The following is a 23,010-nucleotide window of genomic DNA, read 5'->3' as shown; positions in this document are numbered from 1 at the left end:
GTGAACGATTCTAACAAAACAACGGTACGACTGGGCCGGGAGGCGACATGCGGTTAACGCATTCGCCGCTACTGGCGTTGTCGATTCTGGCGCTCATCACCTTATTGGTGAGTCTGTATTCCCTCAGCGTGGGGGCGATTTCGATTGATACGGCCCAAGTCTTGTCGGCTTTGTTTGGCGCGGATGTCGCCATGCAGACTGACTTGGTGGTTAATGAAATCCGTTTGCCGCGTTTGTTGCTGGGCATTCTGGTTGGAGCAGGCCTGGCGGTTTCCGGTGCGGCCATGCAAGGCCTGTTTCGCAACCCGTTGGCGGACCCCGGTTTGGTGGGGGTGTCCAGCGGTGCGGCTTTAGCCGCGGTGACAGTGATTGTCCTCGGCAGCTCCTTTCTGAGTCAGTGGGTGGTCTTTTGGGGCTTTTTCGCCTTGCCGTTCGCAGCGTTTCTTGGGGGCCTGTTTGTCACCTGGCTGATTTACCGCGTGGCGACCAAAAACGGCCGTACCGATGTCGGCTTGATGCTGTTGACGGGGATTGCCATCAACGCCATTGCCGGTTCCGCCACCGGCATTCTGACCTACTTCGCGACGGATGAAGAACTGCGCACCCTGACGTTCTGGACCATGGGCTCCATCGCCAGCGCTTCCTGGCAGGATTTGGCGGTCGCCACCGTACCGATTTTGGTGGCGGTGCTTTTGTTGCCGTATTTCGCTCGTCCGCTGAACGCCTTTTTGATGGGCGAAGCGGTGACGTCGCACATGGGCTTCAATGTGAAACAATTGAAGTGGGGCGTCATCGCTCTCACCGCCTTATCAGTCGGCGCGGCGGTGTCGGTCAGTGGCGTGATCGGTTTCGTTGGCCTGGTGGCGCCGCACATCGTACGCTTGATTTTGGGGCCGGATCACCGTTGGGTGTTGCCCGGCAGTGCTTTGGTCGGCGCGATTTTGGTGGTGGCGTCGGATATGTTCGCGCGCACGGTTTTGTCGCCGGCGGAACTGCCGATTGGCATCGTGATGTCCGCCATTGGTGGGCCTTTCTTCCTATGGTTGTTGATTCAGCGCCGCTCGCGCGTTGGGTTTTAAAGGACGATTATGCTGATTACCGAACATTTAAACATTGCTTTGCAAGGACAGTCGATTCTCAAACACATCGATTTGATGATCGAACCCGGCTCCATCGTATCGATTTTGGGGCCGAACGGCGCGGGGAAATCCACCTTGATGAAAAGCCTGAGCGGCGACATTCCGGACGGCTTGCATCAAGTCACGCTGGAAGGGCGGCCATTAAAGGAATATTCGGTGCCGGAACTCGCCAATTATCGGGCGGTCATGCCGCAATCGGTTCAATTGGACTTTCCGTTTCTGGTGTCGGAAGTCATTGAAATGAGTTTACTCACCGCGGTGTCGCATTACGAACGCGCCGCTTATGTTGAACGCGCCTTGGCGATGTTCGATGTGACCCATTTGAAAGACCGCAATTATCTGACGCTGTCCGGCGGTGAGCAGCAACGCGTGCAATTGGCGCGGGTTATTGCCCAGATCACCCATAAAGCCGACGACCGCAATCGTTATCTGTTTCTGGACGAATGCACGTCCAGTCTGGATTTGGCGCATCAGCATCAGGTGTTTGAAGTGGTGACCGAGGTGGTGAAAACGCATCGCATCGCCGCGATTATGGTGTTGCACGATTTGAATCTGGCCTCACAGTATTCGGACCGTCTGGTGTTGATGAACCAGGGAGAAATCGTCAGTCAGGGAACGGTGGATGAGGTATTGCAGGAAGAACGCATCACCGATGTCTATGGTTATCCGGTGAAAGTCACCCCCCACCCGAAAGGCTGGCCGATGGTGATCCCGGCTTAACCCGGCAGGCCGTCGGATCTGGGGTGGGTAAGCCAAGTGTGATAACGCCACCAATAGCCGATAAAGGCGCCTGTCCAAAGTAATCCCGCCAGTATGTACAGCCCGTTTTGCATCTCCGGAAACGCCGGAATCACGAGGCCGCGAATCAGCGTGGCGGCGGTAATCAGTACGACGCCCATTTTCAGCCAACCGAGCCGGGTGAGCGGTCGGCCAGTGTGAATGTGGCTGACAACCATTAAAACGATAAAGTAAGCTAGCCCCAGTGCACCCATGGTGAGAAAATGTCGGAAATGAGCGGACATTTGAACGTTTGCTTGTAACGTATCCCATCCCATAAGGCCGTATCCGGCACCAAATAACGTCAATAGAATCATAATCGGCCAAACCGTCGGGAATTTGAGAATGAAGGTGTCGGTTCGGAAAAAATCATTCAAAGTGTTGAACAGAGCAGCCATAACCGCCAAATTCAACCAGGCCTGGGCGGAATTGCCGGGAAACAACAGTTCCGTTAAAGTTGCGACCGAAAGGCTGAATATGGCCAGATTATAAGCGGGTGGTCTGGCCATAAAGCGGTCATCAATGTGTTCCTGCTGAAACCATTCGTTAATGGATTGGGTGGCGATGCGACGCACGGCGACCAAAACCAAAATCATAAACGCACCGACGGAGGCTTGCAGGACGGCGAAACTGGACAGCGGAATCCATTTGGCTTCGGCGGCAAAAAACAGGGCCTGACAGAAAACGATTAATCCGTAGGCGAGCGCAAGCCCCCATTGACGCTTCAGAGGGTCTGTGAGAATCGGTTTTCCGACCAGCCAAAGCACGTAAGGTAGAAAAGCCAGATGAATAATGGCGACGCCATAGACACCAATGACATCGATTCCCCAAAAAGCCAGGCGTCCGGCCAGCCAGAGTGCGACGAGTCCGAATAAGGTTCGGCCGTTCACGGGCGGTGTGCCTTCGAAAAACTCCGGCACGGCCGTCATGATGAAGGCGGCCATCATGCCGGAAGTCACCCCGAACAAAAGTTCATAAATATGCCAATTCAGCGGCGAAGACGGAAACGACACCGGCCACCAGCCGGTCCAGAACGCTACCCACAGGAAGACATTGATGCTCAGCACCCAGGGAATCAACCAGAAAAATGGCCGAAAACCGTAGGCGAAAACCGCTTTGGGATGGTTTGCCGGTCCGGTCAGGCTGGTGAGTAAATCATTGAAGCGGGAAGAGGAAAGCCAGTTCATACGGTTTGTTTCCCTCGCTGGGTTATGTTGAGTTCAAAGGTGTCGATAATGCACGGATCGGCCAGCAATTGACGCAGTTCGTTGTGGATGTCGTGATCGGTGCGTTTGGTCAAGGGTGTGGTCAGTTCGATTTGGCGGACGATGCGACCTGGTGAATGACCCAGGACCAGTATGCGGTGACTGAGTTTAATGGCTTCCGTTAAATCGTGAGTGACGAACAGAACCGATAGGTTATGTTGGGTGACTTGCTCAATCAGAATCGATTGCAGTTCTTGTTTTAAGCCAATGTCGAGCGCGGAAAAGGGTTCGTCCAAAAACAGAATTTCCGGTTTCAGCACCAGGGCACGGGCAAAAGAGACGCGTTGGCGCATGCCGCCGCTGAGGTCTTTCGGGAACTTGTCCAGATCGCTGATTTTCAAACCGAACTCCAATGCGATGCGACGCGCTTTTTCATAACGTTCTTGGCGCGAAACACCGCGGGCTTTCAAGCCGAAAGCGATGTTGTCTAAAGTGGTTTTCCAAGGCAGTAAACGGGCTTCCTGAAAGGCAAAGGCCTGGGAGGCAAATGCATTGTCAATGCGGCCGTTTTCCACTTCCAATAAGCCGCTGCAAAGATGCAATAGAGTGGTTTTGCCACCGCCGCTGGGGCCGACAATCGAAACCACTTCGCCCTGCTGTAACGAGAAGTGGATGTCGGCCAGAATGTCGGTTGGGCCGAAGCGGTGGCTGAGGTGGGATACGTTCAGTTGCGCCATTGTTCCACCTCTCGTTTAATCGGTTCCAGCAACAAATATTCGACGACCAGTAATACCAGCACCATCACGGTAATCAACGCCATGGCATCGGCAGAGTTGAAATGGCTGCGAGCCACCGCCAGGTCCGCACCGATGCCGTCCGGTGTGGTGAGTAGTTCGGCCATGACGACAATTTTCCAACTCATGCCCAAAGCCGAAATCCAAGCCGGAAATACATAGGAAAACAGGTGCGGAAATACCAGGTCGGTGAGTTTCATCCAAAACGGCGGCTGAAAGCTGTCGCTCATTTCCAATAAATCGCCTTCCAGTGTCCGTGTGCCTTGTAATGCGCCGATGAAGATAATCGGGAAGGCAGCGATGACGACGGTGAAAATGACGCTTTCATCGGTCATGCCGAACCAGAGCATCGCCAAGACAATCCAGGCAATCGGTGGGACGCCCATGATAATGGTAATCAAAGGGCGGCTCATCATCGCGGCCGTTACAAAAGTGCCGGCGAGCATGCCCAGCGATGTGCCCAGCAATAAGGCGATGCCAAAGCCCCAAAGGGCGCGTTGAACGGTAATCCAAAGCGACTGCCAAAGTTCGGGCGACTGCAGCATTTGCCACAGGGTGAGAAGTGTTTCTTTCGGAGAAGGCAGAATCAGACTGCCGTTGAATTGATGGCCGAGATCCCAAAGGGCCAGAAACAGAAAGATACTTGCCAGTGCGCCCCAACCGCTCCATAGGTAACGGGGAAATTCTTTTAAGATTTGTGCAAATGCGTTCATGATGCGGCTTTCGTAACAGGAATGGCGAAAATATTAGCATACCTGTAAACGTGGGTAGATGTCATTTAAAAACTAAATAGGTGGAGTATAACAATCTTAATGATAATAATTATTGTTTATAGTTGTGTTGTATAATAGAATGCTGATATTGGTTAGGCGACCGATTTTTCGGCGCCATTGACATTCAAACCGAATAAACCCCATTTCAGGCATCGTTCGCGAATTAAAAGGAATTGATGAGGTTGGTCTGCCTGGTGAAAGTTAAATTAGGAAGCAAAATGAAACTGAAAGAACAGACGATTTTACTTTCTTCAGCCATGTGGGCGGCGTATGCGGCCCCGGTGTGGGCTGAAGAACGCTCAAAGGCCGAGACAAAGCTTGAAACCGTGGTCATTTCCGCGACGAAAACCGAAAAGTCGATTGATAAAGTCACGGCGTCGGTGGATGTTATTACCCAGGACGACATCGAAAAGATGGGTGCCATCACCTTGAAAGACGTGTTCCAAAATACACCAGGCCTGGTGCTGCAATATGGCACTTTCCCGTCCGGCAGTTCGACATCGAAAAGTTCGGTGAATATTCGCGGCCTGGGCACGACCGGGACGCTTTGGTTGTTGGATGGACGCCGGCTGGCGGGCGAGGTCAGTAACCCATATGATATGGATCGTTTTCCGGCCTCTATGATTGAACGTATTGAAATCGTCAAAGGGCCCATGTCGGCACTGTATGGCGCGGATGCCGTCGGCGGGGTTATCAATATCATCACCAAACGGCCGGATGACAAGTTTGTGGCGGATGTGAGTGTGTCCGGCGGTGCCAATGCGGAAGGTGAAGGCTCCAATAAACAGGTCAGTGCCAATGTGCGCGGCGGTATTGGCGATTTTCGTGGTAAATTCTTTATGTCGGTCACCGATTCCGGCGCGTACTATGAGCAGGAACAGACCGATACCACCGTTACCGGAAACCAGGTCAAGCCGTCCACGCGCCCGGCGCCTCTGAATAATATTCAGGACAGTTACGACGTTGATGTCAGTTATCGTGAGAACGCGACCGTCAAGACGGTGGGTGGTCGAGGCGAATATGATATCTCCAGCGATTTGACGGTGGGGGCGGAAGTGTATTGGATGGACGAAGAACGCGACGGTTCGTATCGCGGCACCTATCATCCGACGGCATACACCATGATGGGCAACCGGGTGCCGGCTTATGACGTACCGGTGAACTCCAAAGACGAAAACGAACGTTATGATATGGCGGTGGATGCCCAGTATTTCGTCAACGACGATTTGGACATCGATTTCCGTGTTTATCGCTCTTATTACACCAAACGCAATACCACGACGTTGCAGCACTATCAGGATTTCGGTTATGCCAGCAAATCGGCGTCGGCTTCCAATGGGATGAATGCCAATGTGGACGTCACCTCTTATGAATTGAGCTCGAATTGGGCACCGGTGGAGAATCATTTATTGACCGGCGGGGTCGAATATCGTCAGGAAAAGCGTGAAGCGACCGTCTTCACTCAATCCAACGATATGGACACGCGCCGAGTGTCGTCCCAAGCGATTTATCTGCAGGACGATTTTACCCTGGGCGATACCTGGTCTTTGACCGTCGGTGGACGCTATGATCAGTATGACCAGGCCGCTTACACCGACCAAAATGGTCTGGACCATGACAGTTCAACCGATTCCGAAAGCACTTTCCGCGTTGGCGTTTTGAAAAACTTTCATCCGCTCTTGAATGCGCGAGTGAATGTGGCGCAAGGTTTCCGGGTACCGGATATTCGCGAACTTTATATCCAAAAGCAAACCCCGGGCGGCTTGTTGCTGGGGGCGCAGACGGTGGACGCCGCACAAGGCAAGGACGCTTATGACTTGAAGCCGGAAAAAACCTTAAGTTATGAGTTGGGGATCAATGGTGCCACCAGTGAGTTCTCATACAGCGTCACGGCCTTCCTGAACCAGATAAACGATAAAATCCAGCAGGTGAGCGTGGCTGGAAACATGACGGATTATTATACTTTCCAGAATGTGAGCGATGCCGAAACCAAAGGGATGGAATTGAATCTCGGTTACCAGTTCCTGAACAATTTAAAAGGACGTTTTTTCTGGACCGAGTTACGTACCGAAAACAAAGATACCGGTAAGCAATTGGAGTTTAACCCGGATCGAGTCGTTGAATTGGGCTTGGATTGGGACGTCACCAGCCGTTTCCGATTGGGCGCTTATGCCGTCTATACCGGCGAACAATATTACGTTGAAGACACTCAGGGCCATTACACCGACCCTTATACCTTGACGAATTTGACCGGCGGTTACCGATTCGGTGAAAACAAACAAATCGATTTGTACGGCGGCATCAACAACGTGTTTGACCAAAAAGTCGATAAAGTCATCGGTTCCAATGTCGGTACCTATTACTTTGCCGGCGTGCGAGTGGGCTTTTAACCTCTGCATTGATGATAAACACGCCGGCGAAGCATGTCGCCGGCTTATTGAAAAGGAGCAAAACATATGATGTTCAAAAGCTGGGTGCTTTGGCCGCTTACTGTATTATTGATGGCGGCTTCCATGATGACGATGGCTGCAGAAAAATTGCCGAAGCTGGTGTTGTCCGGCCCCTTCGCCGGGGTGTCCAACCCTTTAATTCACATGGTAGAAACCGGCGCCTTAAAAGAGTTTGCCGAGGTGGTGGAATTTAAACCCTGGAACGGTGCGGATCAGTTGAAGTTGATGGCGTTGGGCAAAGGGAATTTTCAAGCCGATTTCATTGCCATGCCTTCCAATGTGGCCGCTAACCTCTATAACCGTGGGGTGGACCTGAAACTGATGAATATCTCGGTGTGGGGCATTTTATGGATGGTGTCACGTGATGATAGTCTCAAGACCTTGGCCGATTTCAAAGGCAAGGAAATTGCCATGCCGTTTCGCGGTGATATGCCGGATATTCTGTTTGAGCAACTGGTGAAAGCGGAAGGCTTGGACCCTAAAAAAGATTTTAAACTGCGTTATACGCCGCACCCATTGGATGCGATGCAGTTGTTGATCATGCGTCGGGTGGATCACGCTCTCTTGCCGGAGCCGGCCATTTCCATGGCATTACGGAAAACGAAATCGTTTCCCATCAGTGTGATTGCGCCCGATCTGTATCGCAGTGTCGATTTGCAGGCGGAGTGGGGCCGGGTATTTAAGCGCAAAGCGCAGGTTCCCGAAGCCGGGATGACGGCAATGCCAAGTGTGCTTGATAATCCAGCGTTGCTGAAACGGTTTAATGAAGCCTACACCGAGTCCATGCAATGGTGTCTGGACAATCCGAAAGCGGCGGGTGAGATGGTGGCGAAACACATTGCGCTGCTGACGCCGGAAGCGGTAGCGGATTCAATTGAGATCACGAAGTTTGACGTGGTGCCGGCTTTACAGGCGAAAGCGGAGTTGGAGTTTTTTTACCGGCAGTTGATGCAAAATTTACCAGACCTGGTCGGGGGCAAGTTGCCGGATAACGGCTTCTACTACACGCCTTAACGCCAGTTTTCATTTCATATCTTTTTTGCCATCCGAATCAGGATGGCGTCACTTCAATTTCGATGTGCGACAGCTTTTCCTGCAATAGTTGGGGCGAGCTATTTTCGACGGTTCTCAATGGTTTATTGAACACGGTGCAACTGGAACGCGCGGCGTGACAGAGCGCTTGGTTCGGACAGTCGTCCGGGCAAAAGACTTCGTCGGCTTGCTGAACGGCGTCGCAGACCGCTTCAATCCGGTCGCTTTCGGGGGTGATGAGTTCGCCGTGATAATGTTGCACGATGGCTTTATAGGCTTTGACCAGTTCCGGCGATGCGCCGACATAGGCGATTTTTCGTCCGTTGAGGTTTGGCGGTTGTTGGCTGTCCAGCACGTGCAGGTAATCTTCTTCCAAGGCTTGATATTGCGCCTTTAATTCCGCAATGGTGTGTTTCGCGGCCTGCAATTCCTGTTTCAATCGACGGTTTTCGCTCAACAGGTGTTTGGGTTGATTGGGGTGTGTCGGGAAAACGTGCGTGTTTGTCATGGTGAATCACCTCGCTTTTCAATCTGTCATGCGGGCTGGAGATTACGGTCTCAGGCCCAGGTTAGGAATAGATGGATATAGTAGTAGAGCACCACATAAAACAACATGAAGACTCCTTTAAACCATTGTGAAGGTTAAAAAATGAGTAGCGTGAGGAGCGCTACTCTAAGCGGAGGAGCAAGAAAAATTTAAGCCGGCAAAGCTTAGGAGAGAGATAGGTGAATGCCGGCTTAAAAACGGTTGACTCAGGTTTATTTGACCTGTGCCATGTATTGTTTTAAACGGCCTTGGTTCATCGCGAACCCGGCTTCTAGGGTGTCGGCTTGTTTCATGGCATCGTCTTTGTTGACGGCTTGTCCGACCTGAATGACGCCGACCATCGCCATGGATTTATGCGGCAGACAGTAATAAATATTGACGCCTTCCTGTTCGAATTTGACTTTACCGCCATCGAATCCGACTTCCCATTTCGAGCCGTCCGGCGTGACTTCGGAAACCGCATTATGACCGGTGTCCGTGGCAACGAAGTTCACGGTATCGCCCGGTGCGATTTTCAAATAACCCGGTTCAAACACCATAATGCCGTCGGTGCCGGCGTTGAGCATTTTCACTTCGTGTTCGGCGGCGTGCACCATGGAGGCGGTGGTTAAAAGCGCCGTACCGACACAAAGTTTTAAAAAGAGATTGCGTGTCATGTGTCTTCCTCTTGAATCAAAGACGTGGTTGAAAAGGTGAAAACGGTGTCTCGGATGACCTCGTTTTCGTGATTTGAAATAAATAGTATCATTAATGATAATTGTTATCAATATTATTTAATAAAAAATGACGCTCAATTGTTTGGGTGGGACAGAAAACCGGGGTTGGCTATGAAAAAAACCGCCAGGTCTGGCGGTTTTGAAGACTAAAGTTCGGGTGCATCCATTGGGGACTTGGCGGGTTCACCAATGAAATACCCTTGCGCGAAGTCGATGTCGAGGCGTTTCACGGCGTCGAGAATGTCGGCACTGCTGACGAATTCGGCAATGGTTTGGATGTCTTTTTTCTTGGCGAAGGAGACGATGGATTCGACGATGTCGTAGGCGTCCTGGTTTTCCGCCAGTTGCTTGATCAGTGAGCCGTCGATTTTGATGAAGTCGGCGTGCAGTTTTAGCAGGTTCTCGAAATTGGCGTAACCGGCACCAAAATCGTCGATGGCGATTTTACAGCCGAGCCCTCGCAGTTGGTCGATGAACTTTTCCACCTTGATGAAGTCGGTGATTTCTTCGGACTCGAGAATTTCCAGGGTAATGCGTTCCGGATGGCTGAACTGCTCAACGTGTTTGAGCAGGTAATCGACGTAATCCGGATTGGTCATGTCGGTGGCGGAAATATTGATGGAAAAAGCTTGCTCGGAACGCTTAAAGGCTTGGAAAGCCTTGGCGACGACCCGTTTCGACAGTATCGGGTATTTTTTTGTCTGCTGGGAGACTTCCAAAAAGAAAAACGGTGAAATCACCTTGTCGTCCGGTTCGAGCATACGCACCAGGGCTTCGTGTTTCTCGATGCGGCCGCTACGCAAATTTAAAATCGGCTGAAAGAAGGTGGTAATGCGGTCTTCCAGTAAGGCCTGGTTCAATTTTTCCGACCACATGAGGTTGTCGGCACGCTGTTGATAGGTGTCAATGGCCGGCGAATACACCAAGACGTCTTGGTGGGTGTTTTTAGCGTGACGCATCGCCACTTCCAGTGAGTTCAGCAGGTTTTCCTTCGGCTCGAAACTCAGGGCCAGGGTTTGGTTGATGTAGATGTCCTGCGACTGCACCGTGATTTTATGGTTCGACAAGCGGTTTCGCAGTTGAATCATCTGCTGCTCGAAGCGCTGGGCATCCGGTTCCTCCGAGGTCAGCACCAATTGGTCGGAACCGAGGTGATAGACGCGGGTGTCGAGTGGTTTGTAGAGGAAAAGGTGCAGCAGCGTGCTGATAAGCATCTGGTCGCCGAACTGGTGGCCGAAATACTCGTTGACCTGCTTGAAGTTGTCCAAATCGAACAACGCCAGTTGCGGGTGTTCCAGGGTTTCAATCGCTTCCAGCAAGGCCACGCGGTTCGGAATGTTGAGCAGCCGCGACGTTTTGACGGCGGTTTCCAAGTCCATCTGTTTGGTGATGAGCCCGGTGACTTCGTGACGGATGGCGAGGTATTCGATGAATCGGCCCTGGTCGTCCACCAGCGGCACCAAGGTCATTTCCACATAGTAGGGTTCGCCGTTTTTCTTCCGGTTTTTCAAGGTGCCTTTCCAGACCCGGTTGGACTGGATGGTCTGCCACATTTCCTTGAAGACATTGGTCGGCGTATCCGGATGGCGCAGGATGTTGTGGGGTTGGCCGATGAGTTCGTCGCGGGAGTAACCGGTGAGTTTCAACAGGTTATTGTTGACGTAGGTGATATTGCCGTATTGATCCGAGCGGGAAATGAGGTTGCTCTGATCCAGGGCATTGTTCATCTGGTCGTTGATCTGCTGCGTCGCTTTCGCCTGGGCTTTATAGGCGAGGAAATCGGTCAGGTCTTCGAGGAAACCGTAGTATTCGATGACGCGGCCTTGGTCGTCTCGGATGATTTGGGTGTAATCCTTGATCCAAATCCAGCGGTCGTCCTGTGTCTTCAGGCGATAAGGTGCGTGGACAATGCTTTCCAAGCCTTTTTCAGCGGCCTCGGTCAGTTCGTCGATGACCAGTTGTTTGTCTTCCGGGTGGACGATGTCGGCGTATTGAACCTTTCCTGTCGTCCAGTCCGAGACGGCGTAGCCCAACAGGCGATCTGCGGCTTCCGAAGCATAGATGACCGGCCAGTTTTCGGTGTTCTGCCATCGAAAAAACGCATAGGGCGCTTGATTCAGATAGGCTTCGAAACTCAGTGGTGACATGGAAGGTTCCAGTAAGGGCAGCCTTGTCGTTTAGGCCGCATTCAATTAGCTAATGCAGGCATTTTATCCCATGCCATGGGTAGAGTAAAATAATCCGCTTTAAACATAAGGGTTTGCGGGGTTTTAACGCAGTAAGCCGACGACACCTTGTTGAGTGGAATTCGCGCTAAGTTTACCCACAGGGTAAAAGTGAGGGTGTAAAATAACCACCAGATTAAATTGTTACTTATTTGCAAAACTTACAGACCGTTTTATCATGTCCGACACCGAAACAACGCCAACCGAATCCGCCCCGAAAAAAGCCAAAAAGGATTGGATTAAACCGCCCAAGTCCATTTTGAAACTGGTCGGGCGCGCCATTGCGCAATACCAGATGATACGCGAAGGCGACCGCATTTTATTGGGGCTGTCGGGCGGCAAGGATTCATTGGCGTTGTTGGTGATTCTCAAGCATTTGCAGCGCCATTCGCCCATTAAATTCGAGTTGGCGGCCTGCACCATCGACCCGGAAATCCCGGGGTTCGATCCGTCGCCATTGAAAGAGTGGGTCGCGTCGATGGAAATTCCCTATTTTTATGAGTCCGAAGATTTGGTGGCTTTAGCCGACGCGCACATGAAAGGCAATTCCTTTTGCAGCTTCTGTGCGCGCCAGAAGCGCGGCAAGCTTTACACCGTTTGCCGACGCGAAGGCTATAACGTTTTGGCCTTGGCGCAGCATCTGGACGATTTGGCGGAGAGTTTGTTGATGTCGGCGTTCAATGCCGGGGAGTTGCGCACCATGAAAGCGCATTACCTCAATAATGAAAAAGACATCCGTATTATCCGGCCGCTGGTGCGGGTACGCGAAAACCAAACACGGGATTTTTCCGAATCCGCCGGTTTGCCGATTATCCCCGATAACTGCCCGGCCTGTTACGCCAAACCGCAGGAGCGACAGCGCATGAAAGAATTGCTGCTGGAGCAGGAAAAACACAACAAGCACCTGTACGCCAACCTTTGGCACGCCATGCAACCGCTGGTGGCGGACGACAACCATGCCGGGTTGGCGCAGTTAACGGATGAAGAAGAGGGCTGACGATGGCGGAGACTCGAAAACAGGATTGGCGTGGCCGGTTGTTTATCGGCCTGTTACGGTTTTTCGCTTGGTGGCCCTTGCGCGTCAATCATGCGATGGGCACTGCCATCGGTTACCTGCTATGGTGGCTGCCGAATTCGCCGAAACGCATCTCTGCCATTAATCTGAAAATCGCCTTTCCAGACGCGTCCGAAGCCGAACACCGCGCCTTGCTGAAGCAAAGTCTCATTGAGTTGGGCAAAACCACCACGGAGCTGGGTCCGCTGTGGTTGTGGCCAAATCAAAAGGTGCTGAATCTGATCCAGGAGGTGGACGGCGAAGAGCTGGTGCAAGCGGCGTTTGATAAAGGCAAAGGCGTGATTGTGCTGTCGCCGCACATCGGTGCTTGGGAAGCGATGGGTTTTTACTGGTCGAGCAAATACCCGATTACCAGCTTGTATCGTCCGCCGAATTTACCGTCGATTGAAACCTTTATGCGCGAGGTGCGGGAAAGAGGCAGTGCCAAGTTGGTGCCCACCGATTTGTCGGGCGTGAAGGCGTTGCGTAAGGCCTTGAACCAGAATGAAATGGTCGGCATTCTGCCCGATCAGGATCCGGGCAAAAGCGGCGGCGTTTATGCGCCGTTTTTCGGGCACCCGGCGCGGACCATGGTGTTGGTGTCGCGCTTGGCGGCTAAAGCACAGTGCGATGTATTGTTCACCTTTGCCGAGCGGTTGCCGAAAGGGCGCGGTTATCGTCTCAATATTCTGCCCGCCGAGGCGGCAGTGGCCGACCGTGACGAACAAACGGCGGCCGAGGCCTTGAATCGCGGCGTGGAGGTCTGCGCTCGGCGCGTTCCGGCGCAGTATCAGTGGAACTACAAACGCTACAAGCATCCGCCGGAAGGCGTGGTGGATGTTTACAAAAAATAGCCAGGCCTGGGCGTTTTGTTGAATGCGGGCGACAGCCAAGAGGAGGGTAAGGATGCGACTCTTTTTAGCGATTCCAGTCGATGCGGCTTGTGCAGAACAGCTCAAAACGCGGCTGGCGGCGTTTCAAGCCCGCCCGGAAATGGCGGCGATGAAATGGGCACCGCCGCTGAACTGGCATTTAACCTTGTCGTTTCTCGGTGAGGTGTCGGACGCGGACTATCAGGCGATTCGGCAGTCGATGTCGGAGTGGTTCGCGGAAGGCATGAGCTATTTTGACGCCGACCTGCTGACGTTGGGCGGTTTTCCCAACCCCAAACCGGCCCTTTCTGGGTGGCGAAGCTGGATGCGACCTTGATGATGCAATCGTTGGTTCGGGAAATCGACGATCATTTGAGACCGTTGGGCTTTGCCAAACGCAAACATGCGTTTCGTCCGCACATCACACTGGGTAAATGGAAAGGCGCATCCGAAGATTTTCCGATAATCGACGAGCCGTTGGAGCCGATTCAATTGCGGGTGGACCGCTTAAACCTTTACCAGAGCGTCTTGACGCCATCTTCGCCACCGGAATATCGCCTTTTAAATAGCCTACCTTTAGAGACCTATTGAACCTACTAGCGTTGTGATGTCTGTCAGGAGGACGTTTTCTGTCCTTTATTGACCGTCAGTACCAGCACGCCGGCAATCACCAGCGAAATGCCAATGGCGTGATAGATGCTGAAAGGTTCGCTCAGCAACCAAACTGCCAAACCAATGGTGACGATAGGGCCTAAAGTGCCGATGATGCCGGTTTGCGCCGGCCCGATCAGCGCTATGGCTTCGGCAATCATAAAACTGGGAATGACGGTGCTGAAAATCGCCAGCAGAATCAGCCACAACCAGGCCATGGGCGTGACGTTCAACTGCTCGAAACCGATGAGTCCGGCAAAATACGCCAGCACGAACAGGCTGGAGACACTCATCGCCAAACTGGTAAACCAGAGACTGCCGACCTGATGAATGATCTTTTTGCTGATAAGCACATAGAACGAGAAACTCAGCGCCGCCAAAAACACCAGCAAGGTGCCCAGCCACGTATCGTCGCTTCCCAGTTTTTCGGCCAAAGATTGTTCCTGATGAAACACCAGCCAAAGGCCGCCGTAGGTAATCAGCAGTGACAGGAAAATTTTGCGCGTGATGGGCGTCTTGAAAAACAAGGCGCCGAGCACGGCCACCAGAATCGGATAAGTGAATAGCGTGAGGCGCTCCAATTGCGCGGAAATCATTTCCAAACCTTTCAAGTCCAGCCAGGACGACAGAAAATACCCGATAAAGCCAAGAAAGAAAATCCAGCCGAATTTTTCCCAACGGTTGTCCGGGTGACGGCCCGGCGTTCGCGCCAGCCAAACTAGAATGGCTAGGTAAATCGGCAGGGCAATCGCCATGCGTAACATCAACACACTGTCGGTGTTCAGGCCTTCGGCATACGCCAGCTTGATGAGAATGGACTTCAGCGAAAACAGGGCCGTGCCGAAGACGGCGAGAAAAAATCCGAACCAGAGCGGCGACTGGGCAAGCGGCCGCATCATGACGCGGATTTGGTGGCGATCAGCCAGGCATAACGGTGGGATTCATCGCCGTCCGCCAGCCAGCCTTCGCCTTGAATGTCGACCTTGAAATTCGACCAGGCCTGGCCGTTTTCGGTTAACTTGACCAGTTCACCCGGGGCCAGATAAAAATCCGGATTCTGCGGGCCATTGGCTTGCACCGGGCTTAAAAAGGTTTGCACAAACACTTTTCCGCCCGGTTTGAGAGCCTGGGCGATTTGTGGCCAGAGTGAACGGTTCAGGTAACGGCTGAGGATGATGACGTCGTACTGTTGGTACGGAAACAGCATCTGGTCGAAATCGCTGATGGTACAGTGAATTGGCAGGCGATGCACGGCGGCCCAGTTATTGAGGTGCGTCAGAGCCACATCGGAAATGTCCCAGGCATCCACCGTCAAGCCGCACTGTGCCATCAGGCGGGCATTGCCGCCCAAACCGCAGGCCAAATCCAGTGCGCGGCCTTTCAGGGGCAGTTTTTTGAGATGCTGCTGTAATACCCAGGCCGGGCGAACCGGCTGTTTCGGGTCCGATTCGGCGTATTTGCGATCCCATTTTTTGGCGGTTTCCGACATCATTTTCTCCAGAAAGACGCCGTGAACAGCACCAGTAACGTAAAGATTTCCAAGCGGCCCAGCAGCATCGCAAAGGTCAGAATCCATTTAGCCGGATCGGATAAGCTTTGGTAGTTGGCCGAGGCCTGACCAAGCGCCGGGCCGAGGTTATTGATGGTGGCCGCCACGGTGGAGAAGGCGGTAATCTGGTCGAGCCCGAGCGCCATCAGCAGCAGCATGATGATAATGAACGACACCACGTACAGCGAAAAGAAGCCCCAGACCGCGGCGATGACTCGATCCGGAATCGCTTTGCCGTGCAGTTTTACCGGCATTAAAGCATTGGGGTGCAGTAACCGGCGAATCTCACGGCTGCCCTGTTTGGCGAGCAGGATGAAACGGATGACTTTCATCCCCCCCGCGGTGGAACCGGCCGAACCGCCGATAAACGTCATCATAATCAGCATTACCGGCACAAACGCGGGCCAGACGGTGAAGTCGGTGTTGGCGAAACCGGTGGTGGTGGCAATCGAGACTGTCTGGAAAGCGCCGTAACGTAGGGCGTCTTCCCAAGATAAATAGACCTCGCGGTACAGCAGATAACCGCTGCTGATCAGGATGCCGATGACAATCAACAGCGCATAGATTTTGAATTCCGGATCGCCGAAATAAGGGCGGGCCGAGAGATTTCGGAAAGCGGAAAAGTGCAAAGCGAAGTTGATGCCGGCCAGGAACATGAAGAACATGGCAATCAGTTCGATTTCGACGCTGTCGAAATGGCCGATGCTGGCGTCATGCGTCGAGAAACCGCCGATGGCGACGGTGGAAAAACTGTGCGCGAAGGCGTCGAACCAGTCCATGCCCGCCAACCAGTATCCTAAGGCACACGCCAGCGTGAGTCCCAGATAGATGTACCACAGCGCTTTGGCCGTTTCGGAAATGCGCGGTGCGAGTTTGGTGTCCTTCATCGGACCGGGCATTTCGGCCCGATAGAGCTGCATTCCCCCGATGCCGAGCATCGGCAGGATGGCGACGGCTAGGACGATAATCCCCATGCCACCCAGCCATTGCAGCTGCTGGCGATACCAGAGCATGGAGTGCGGTAAGGCGTCGAGGCCATTGATAACCGTGGCCCCGGTGGTGGTCAAGCCGGAAAAGGATTCGAAAATGGCGTCGGTCAAGGAAATGTAGATATTGGACGCGAAATACATCGGAATCGCCCCGGCAAAGCCGAGCACCGTCCAGAACATTACCACTATCAAAAAGCCGTCGCGGATTTTTAGGTCATGGCGCTCGTGTCGGTTCGGCAGCCACAGTAACAACCCAAGTGAAAAAAGTCCCAGGCCTGAGAAGGCGAAATCCGACGAGCCGCCGTCGTGGTAAATCAGCGAAATGATGAACGGCGGAATCAGCGTTAAGCTGAACACCATCAACAGGATTCCGAGAACTTTTAAAATGATTTTGGTGTGCATAACCTATCCGAATCTCATCTTGATTAGAACCAGGTCTTTTTTTCTTTCGGCGTGAAGAGTTCGGTGACTTCGGCCGCCTGACTCGGGTCGTTCAGGAAGAGAATCACGTGGTCTTCCGCCTCGATGGTCAGGTCGCGATGCGAAAAGTGCACGGCGTTTTCGCGCACGATGCAACCGATGGTGATGCTGCTCGGCCATTGAATGTCACCGATGGTTTTGCCGATGAGTTCCGACGAGTTTTCACTGCCGTGGACAATGACTTCCATGGCTTCCGCCGCACCGCGGCGAAGGGTGAAGGCCTTGACCGTATCGCCCTGGCGCATGAAGTGCAGCAGGCGGCTGGTGGTGATTTGGTCGGCGGAGATGGCGACGTCGATGCTGTTGAGTTGAATCAAATCGACGTAGGATTGGTTGTTGACTAGCGCGATGACGCGGCGCACGCCGAGTTTTTTCGCCAACATGCCGGAAATGATATTGGCTTCGTCGGAGTTGGTCAGCGCCAGGAACAAATCGATTTCGTCGATGTTTTCTTCGATCAATAAGGATTTGTCGGCCACGTCGCCGCGGATGACGATGGCGTGCTTCAGTTGTTCCGAAATTTGCCGGGCCTGGGTGATGTTATGGTCGATGATTTTGACCTGATGTTGTTTTTCCAGTTCTTTGGCCAGGTTGAATCCGATGTTGCCCCCGCCGGCAATCATGATGTTGCGCGAGGGTCGCAATTTGTGACGTCGTAGCTCCTGAACGATTTTGGGGATATTGAAGGGTTCGGCCAGGAAGAACACTTCGTCGCCGACCTGAATGGTGACGTCGCCGGTCGGGATGACGATTTCATCGCGGCGATAGATGGCGACGATGCGATGTTGCACGTCATCCGGCATGTATTGTTTGATTTCGCGGATTTTTTTGCCGACTATCATGCCGCCGGAATAGGCGCGAATCGCCACCAGTCGTACTTTACCATCGGCAAAATCCACCACTTGCAGGGAACCGGGGTATTCAATCAGCTGCAAAATATAGTCTTTTACTAGAGTTTCAGGGCTGATTAGTACATCAATCGGGATGGCGTTGGTGTTCTGATAACGGTCAAACAGTTCGGGGTGGTTCAGGTAGCTGGGGCTGCGAACCCGGGCGATTTTGGTCGGCGTTTTGTACATGATGTGCGCCAACTGACAGGCCACGATGTTGGTGTCGTCCACTTGAGTGGCGGCGATGAGCATATCGGCTTCTTCCAACCCTGCCTGTACTAGAACGTCGGGGTTGGAGGCGTGGCCGTCGACGGTCCGGATGTCGAGACGGTCCTGCAGTCGCTGAAGGTGGGTGCGGTCAAGGTCAACGACCGTGACGTCATTGTTTTCGGTGGCGAGTAGCTCGGCCAGAGAGGTTCCAACTTGTCCTGCGCCAAGAATAATAATGTTCATATGACGTTATCTAAATTGTGCCCGCAGCCTCGTGGGCGGGCTTTGCAATTACACCGCATACTTTTGGCCTGCGGTAGATTTGGGGTGTTTGGTTGCTATTCTACGCCGGATTGACGCGGAAATTAACCTTTATTACGCTTTATTCTCCGCCCGATGCGACCAGTCGCATTATTTGGGGTTTTTCGGATCGATGTTGAGAGCCTTGAGCTTGCGATACAGGTTCGTCCGCTCCACGCCCGACAAGCGAGCGGTTTCAGTGACGTTACCACCGGTTTCGCGCAGTAGCTGGCTCAAATAAGCGGCTTCGAAGCGTTCCTTGGCCTGCTTGAGATTGACCGAGGTATCGATCCCGCTCATCGAGACGTCTTCACTGCGTTTGCTGCTTTCCAGTGCACGGCGGATTTCGTCATCGGTCACTTCGCCTTCGCCGAGAATCAGCAGTCGTTGAATCAGATTTTGCAATTCGCGATAATTGCCCGGCCAACTGTACTGGCGCAGTACATTGATGGCGCCGACATCGAATTCACGATATTCCAGTCCTTCGTGGGTGAGGAAATAGTCCAGGAAATAATCGATCAAGTCGGGAATGTCTTCGGTGTGTTGTCGTAAGGACGGCACATCCAGCGGCATGACATTGAGGCGTTGTAGTAAATCTTCTCGGAACTGGTTGTTTTTGGCCATGTCTTCCAGCCCGCCTTTGGTCAGTGCGATGATACGCATGTCGACGGCAATTTTCTTATTGGAACCCGGGCGGATGAATGCGCCGTCGAACATCAGTTGGGCCAGGAAATTCTGGCCTTTGGTGCTGAGTTGTTCCAAGTCGGAAATCATCAGGGTGCCGCCGGTGGCGTGAATCAGTTCGCCCGGAGACGTACCGGTGTCGGTTTCTTCGCCTAAAATCAAGGTTTCCTGGTCGTCGAAATCGGCACCGTGGATTTGGAAGAAGGTGTTTTCCTTGCGATCGCTGAGTTTGTGAATGGCCTCCGCGACGCGATGTTTACCGGTTCCCGGTTCGCCTTTCACCAGGATCGGCATGGAATATTTCGCCAAACGCTTGATGGAGTCGCGCAGCTCGGCGATGAGTTTGCTCTTACCGACCGGCAAAATCTGGTCGGGCAGTTTTTGTTTCAGGTGACGGTTTTCGTGGTGCAGTTGCAGGTGCTCCATCGCCCGTTCGGCGGTAATCAGTAGTTTGGCGAGCGACAGGGGCTTTTCCAGGTAATCGTAGGCGCCGAGTTTGGTGGCTTCAATCGCGGTTTCAATGGTGCCGTGTCCTGACATCATAATGACGCAACTGTGTTGCAGGACGTTTTCTTCGATCATTTCCTTCAGCAGGGAAATTCCATCGATGTCAGGCATCCAGATGTCGAGAAAAATCAAGTCGGGCGCCATGTCCCGCCAGATGGTTTGGGCTTGTTGACCGTTGGCGGCCACCATAACGTCGTAACCTTCTTCGGAAAAAATTTCTTCCATCAGGTTACGGATGTCTTTTTCATCATCAACGATTAAGAGTTTACCGGGTTTCATAGATGTGTTCGATTTCGATCTTTACGTGCTCGTGTCCGTTAAAAGGGCCGATGGTTTCGGTTCGTTCAATTCGTTCAGATTCGGTTGCGGTAACTGTACCAAAAAGCATGTACCTTGTTCAGGTTCTGATTCTACCCGAATTTGTCCCTGGTGTTCATCGACAATTTTCTTGACGATGGCCAAGCCGAGTCCGGTGCCCTTGGGTTTGTCCGTGGAATAAGGCTCGAAAATCCAGTTTCGGGCTTTCTCCGGAATGCCGGGACCGTTGTCGCAAATTGCCAATTCGACCTGCTGGTTTTCATAGCCAGTGCTGACTTTGATCTGGGTGTCGGGCCGGTCTTCACAGGCTTCAATGGCGTTTTTGATGAGATTGTGCAGCAGTTGTCGCAGTTTGGAGGCGTCGGCGGTGATAACCGGACAATCCGGGTCGATATCGTAACTGACTTTCCAGGTGACTTTCGGGGTCTGGTACATGCTGACCACATCTTTCACCAGAGTGTTGAGATTGACTTGATGCAGTTCGATTTCCGGTGTGTCGGCGTATTCGGTGAAGGCTTGCACCAGGTTTTGCATGGTGGTGACTTGCTCGATGATCGTGTCGGTCATGCGGTTCAGCAGTTTCTGATCCGCCTTTTCGAGTTTGTCGGACAGTTTGTAGTTCAAACGTTCCGCCGAGAGTTGAATCGGCGTCAGCGGGTTTTTGATTTCATGGGCCAGGCGTTGGGCGACATCGCTCCAGGCAGCATGCAATTGAGCTTGGACCAGCTGGGTGATGTCTTCGATGACGATGACGAAGCCGCCGATTTTTTGGTCGAGGCTCGGCAGGGTGGAGCCGTGTACCAGCAGGATTTTTTGACCTTCTTTGCAGTCGAAGGTGAATTGTTCGCTCCAGGGTTTCGATTCGCTTTTGAATAACGGGAAAATCGCGTCGAAAAACGGCTTGAGGCGCTGGGTGTCCGGTTGTTTGAGGACTTCGTCCAAGGGTTTGCCGAGTTGACGGAACAAATCGGTGTTGAGAATGCTGTTGGTGGCGTCGTTGATGGTTTTCAGGCGCAGGTTCATGTCGAAGGTGATGACCCCGCTGTTGAGGTTTTTGATAATCGCCTGCAGGTAAAGTTTCTGCATTTCGGTTTGTTGGTGTCCGAACTTGATGTCGTTACGCGCTTTGGCGATTTGCTGAATCATATCGTTGAAAGACTCGATGAGCTGCCCCATTTCGTCGTCTTGAATGACTGGCATCGAAATGGCGTAATCCCCCTTTGCCACCGCCTTGGTGCCTTTTGCCAGGGTTCGAATCGGGCGGGTCATGTTTTGGATGGTTTGGATGGTGAACAGTACCGCGCTGATTAAGGTCAGCAAGAGAACCATGCTCAAAATCACGGTGAAACTGGTTTTCAGGGGGCCTTTCAAATAGGACAGTTCCTGATATTGGCCGGCGGAAACGCGTACGGTATTGGCTAAAGCCGTGAGCTGTTCCGGGATTGGGAACACGGCTTGCAAGGCGTAGAGTTTGTTGTTCTGAATGTCGGTGACCGGCAACATGATGCGAATCACTTGATAGGCACTGTTCAAACCGGCTTTGGTTTCCACTGCGGCGTAACTGATTTTTTTACGAATTTGTTGGAACAGACGTAACTCCGGCGATTTAGGCAGGATGTTAACGTTTTCCTGGCTGCTGTAGGCGATGAGTTGACCGTCGCTACGGTACAGTGACACTTCACGGGTGTTGAGTTGTTCTCCGATTTGGTTCAGTGTCAGCACTGGGGTAATAAACAAGGTGTCCTGATTCATGGCAAGCGCTTTCTGCGTGGCATTGAGGTTGCGGCGGGTTTGGTCATCGAGCGTGATTTGCACCAGTTTGACCGCGTTTTCCAGGGCCGTTTCGGTTTTGACGTCGAACCATTGATCGATGCCCTGATGCACAAAGCTCATTGAAAAATAGAAAATGATGGCCAAGGGGATGCCAAGAATTAAGCTGAGTATTCCGGTCAGGCGCGCGGTAATTTTGGAGCCGGGCACGCGGTTGCGGTAATTGTTGCGCAGCTTCAGCAGGGTGCGCACCAGCATGGTCAACAGCCAAACCATCCCGAAAAAGGAGACCAATAGAAGGGTGGAGTAGGTTTGCGCGAATTGCGCGGCATTCTGCAGAATCTGACTCATCACAATCAAGGCGATGAGCACCAGACTGGAAAGCAGGATCAACCAACCGTATTGTTTGATGAATCTGGAATGTTTCAGCGATAACATGCGCTCGGTTCCGTCCTGGTTTCCTGTTCGAGTGTTCGTTTATAGCCAGCTTTTCGGCGATTGGATTTCGATACTACGCCAGTCGCTGTCCAATTGCCAGTCCGACGACCATAACGTATCAATAATCAAGGGCGTCGGCAATTGCCATTGGTCGAGCGAAATCCGCATTTTGACGGCATAGAGCGTGTCCGGATGCAGGTCCGCCAAATCGGCGATGCGGAAGTTGGATAAGGTGCCGAGTGTTTTCATGGCTTCTTTCAAACTGTCGAAACTCTGAACCTTTTGGTTCCGTTTGTTGGCAATGACATAGGTACGATTGTAGCCGATGTATTGCAACTCGGTCCGGTAGACGATTTGCGTTCGGTTTCGGGAGAAAGGGATGCCCAATAACGTGCGGATCTCGTTCAGCTCGATTTCGGTGGTGAAAGTCAGTGGGATTTCATGGTGGATGGCGCTGAGCACTTTGGGTGGAAAGTGGAATTTGGCACTGGCATCCACCACCAATTGCTGGTCTTCCTGATAGTCGTTGAGATACAGAATGTGAATGCCGGGGGTGTCCGCCGCGACCGAACAAGAGAGGAGAAAGCCCAGGCCGGCAAATCCGAGTGTGGATATGGCGCGTTGCCAAGTTGTCATATCG

The 23,010-nt window shown here is 52.6% G+C and carries 21 protein-coding genes; 8 read left to right on the top strand and 13 right to left on the bottom strand.

The window, feature by feature from the left end; translation table 11 throughout:
- Positions 1–47 precede the first annotated feature (47 nt).
- Both AYJ59_RS12380 and AYJ59_RS12375 read left to right on the top strand, forming a co-directional pair.
- Entirely contained in the window at positions 48–1,079 is a 1,032-nt protein-coding gene (locus AYJ59_RS12380; RefSeq protein ID WP_127120261.1) for a FecCD family ABC transporter permease, read from the top strand.
- Between the two features lie 9 nt (positions 1,080–1,088).
- Positions 1,089–1,859, top strand: coding sequence for a heme ABC transporter ATP-binding protein (locus AYJ59_RS12375; protein WP_237260339.1), 771 nt, complete (start codon positions 1,089–1,091; stop codon positions 1,857–1,859).
- Here the strand turns inward: AYJ59_RS12375 and AYJ59_RS12370 are convergent.
- From AYJ59_RS12370 to AYJ59_RS12360, 3 genes are read right to left on the bottom strand one after another with little or no spacing between them, the layout of a single operon-like run.
- Positions 1,856–3,103, bottom strand: a complete 1,248-nt coding sequence (locus tag AYJ59_RS12370) for an NnrS family protein (protein WP_127120259.1) — start codon at positions 3,101–3,103, stop codon at positions 1,856–1,858. The two genes, AYJ59_RS12375 and AYJ59_RS12370, sit on opposite strands and share 4 nt — an antisense overlap.
- Complete coding sequence (locus tag AYJ59_RS12365) at positions 3,100–3,858, bottom strand: ABC transporter ATP-binding protein (protein ID WP_127120258.1); 759 nt, start codon at positions 3,856–3,858, stop codon at positions 3,100–3,102. Before AYJ59_RS12365 ends, AYJ59_RS12370 begins: the two co-directional genes overlap by 4 nt.
- On the bottom strand, positions 3,846–4,628 hold the full coding sequence (locus AYJ59_RS12360) for an ABC transporter permease (protein WP_127120257.1): 783 nt from the start codon (positions 4,626–4,628) through the stop codon (positions 3,846–3,848). Before AYJ59_RS12360 ends, AYJ59_RS12365 begins: the two co-directional genes overlap by 13 nt.
- Positions 4,629–4,906: 278 nt before the next feature.
- Between AYJ59_RS12360 and AYJ59_RS12355 the strand changes: the two genes are divergently transcribed.
- Both AYJ59_RS12355 and AYJ59_RS12350 read left to right on the top strand, forming a co-directional pair.
- Entirely contained in the window at positions 4,907–7,078 is a 2,172-nt protein-coding gene (locus AYJ59_RS12355; RefSeq protein WP_164730775.1) for a TonB-dependent receptor plug domain-containing protein, read from the top strand.
- 66 nt (positions 7,079–7,144) lie between these two features.
- Positions 7,145–8,152 carry an ABC transporter substrate-binding protein gene (locus tag AYJ59_RS12350; RefSeq protein WP_127120255.1) on the top strand — a complete coding sequence of 336 codons (1,008 nt, stop codon included), beginning with the start codon at positions 7,145–7,147 and terminating at the stop codon, positions 8,150–8,152.
- A 37-nt stretch (positions 8,153–8,189) separates the two neighbouring features.
- Here the strand turns inward: AYJ59_RS12350 and AYJ59_RS12345 are convergent, their stop codons facing one another.
- The 3 genes from AYJ59_RS12345 to AYJ59_RS12335 form a co-directional block, all read right to left on the bottom strand.
- Positions 8,190–8,678 carry a hypothetical protein gene (locus AYJ59_RS12345; RefSeq protein ID WP_127120254.1) on the bottom strand — a complete coding sequence of 163 codons (489 nt, stop codon included), beginning with the start codon at positions 8,676–8,678 and terminating at the stop codon, positions 8,190–8,192.
- Positions 8,679–8,929: 251 nt separating this feature from the next.
- The gene (locus AYJ59_RS12340; RefSeq protein WP_127120253.1) at positions 8,930–9,373 is read right to left on the bottom strand and encodes a plastocyanin/azurin family copper-binding protein; all 444 of its coding nucleotides are present in this window, start codon (positions 9,371–9,373) and stop codon (positions 8,930–8,932) included.
- A gap of 206 nt (positions 9,374–9,579) precedes the next feature.
- Positions 9,580–11,580, bottom strand: coding sequence for an EAL domain-containing protein (locus tag AYJ59_RS12335; protein WP_127120252.1), 2,001 nt, complete (start codon positions 11,578–11,580; stop codon positions 9,580–9,582).
- Positions 11,581–11,836: 256 nt separating this feature from the next.
- On the opposite strand from AYJ59_RS12335, the gene AYJ59_RS12330 reads away from it, so the two are divergent.
- Genes AYJ59_RS12330 through AYJ59_RS12315 form a run of 4 tightly spaced genes read left to right on the top strand, consistent with a single transcriptional unit; the run spans position 11,837 to position 14,175 of the window.
- Positions 11,837–12,655 carry a tRNA 2-thiocytidine biosynthesis TtcA family protein gene (locus AYJ59_RS12330; protein WP_051673525.1) on the top strand — a complete coding sequence of 273 codons (819 nt, stop codon included), beginning with the start codon at positions 11,837–11,839 and terminating at the stop codon, positions 12,653–12,655.
- A gap of 2 nt (positions 12,656–12,657) precedes the next feature.
- Complete coding sequence (locus AYJ59_RS12325; protein WP_127120251.1) at positions 12,658–13,566, top strand: lysophospholipid acyltransferase family protein; 909 nt, start codon at positions 12,658–12,660, stop codon at positions 13,564–13,566.
- A 52-nt stretch (positions 13,567–13,618) separates the two neighbouring features.
- On the top strand, positions 13,619–13,921 hold the full coding sequence (locus AYJ59_RS12320; RefSeq protein ID WP_164730774.1) for a 2'-5' RNA ligase family protein: 303 nt from the start codon (positions 13,619–13,621) through the stop codon (positions 13,919–13,921).
- Positions 13,897–14,175, top strand: coding sequence for a 2'-5' RNA ligase family protein (locus tag AYJ59_RS12315; protein ID WP_127120249.1), 279 nt, complete (start codon positions 13,897–13,899; stop codon positions 14,173–14,175). Before AYJ59_RS12320 ends, AYJ59_RS12315 begins: the two co-directional genes overlap by 25 nt.
- A gap of 23 nt (positions 14,176–14,198) precedes the next feature.
- On the opposite strand, the gene AYJ59_RS12310 is transcribed toward AYJ59_RS12315, so the two are convergent.
- The 7 genes from AYJ59_RS12310 to AYJ59_RS12280 form a co-directional block, all read right to left on the bottom strand.
- Entirely contained in the window at positions 14,199–15,134 is a 936-nt protein-coding gene (locus AYJ59_RS12310) for a DMT family transporter (RefSeq protein WP_127120248.1), read from the bottom strand.
- Positions 15,131–15,727, bottom strand: a complete 597-nt coding sequence (locus AYJ59_RS12305) for a class I SAM-dependent methyltransferase (RefSeq protein ID WP_237260338.1) — start codon at positions 15,725–15,727, stop codon at positions 15,131–15,133. Before AYJ59_RS12305 ends, AYJ59_RS12310 begins: the two co-directional genes overlap by 4 nt.
- The gene (locus tag AYJ59_RS12300; RefSeq protein ID WP_127120247.1) at positions 15,724–17,175 is read right to left on the bottom strand and encodes a TrkH family potassium uptake protein; all 1,452 of its coding nucleotides are present in this window, start codon (positions 17,173–17,175) and stop codon (positions 15,724–15,726) included. Before AYJ59_RS12300 ends, AYJ59_RS12305 begins: the two co-directional genes overlap by 4 nt.
- Before the next feature lie 23 nt (positions 17,176–17,198).
- A complete protein-coding gene (gene trkA, locus AYJ59_RS12295) occupies positions 17,199–18,596 on the bottom strand; it encodes a Trk system potassium transporter TrkA (RefSeq protein WP_127120246.1) in 1,398 nt (465 codons plus the stop codon).
- 168 nt (positions 18,597–18,764) lie between these two features.
- Entirely contained in the window at positions 18,765–20,123 is a 1,359-nt protein-coding gene (locus AYJ59_RS12290; protein WP_127120245.1) for a sigma-54-dependent transcriptional regulator, read from the bottom strand.
- 21 nt (positions 20,124–20,144) lie between these two features.
- On the bottom strand, positions 20,145–22,370 hold the full coding sequence (locus AYJ59_RS12285) for an ATP-binding protein (protein WP_127120244.1): 2,226 nt from the start codon (positions 22,368–22,370) through the stop codon (positions 20,145–20,147).
- A 39-nt stretch (positions 22,371–22,409) separates the two neighbouring features.
- A complete protein-coding gene (locus tag AYJ59_RS12280; protein ID WP_051673526.1) occupies positions 22,410–23,006 on the bottom strand; it encodes a DUF4390 domain-containing protein in 597 nt (198 codons plus the stop codon).
- Positions 23,007–23,010: the final 4 nt, after the last annotated feature.

Origin of the sequence: Thiomicrospira sp. S5, assembly GCF_003991075.1 — a bacterium.
GTDB lineage: Bacteria > Pseudomonadota > Gammaproteobacteria > Thiomicrospirales > Thiomicrospiraceae > Hydrogenovibrio > Hydrogenovibrio thermophilus.
The sequence above is the reverse complement of the archived record's forward strand: the minus strand, read 5'-3'. Positions and strand labels throughout refer to the sequence as shown.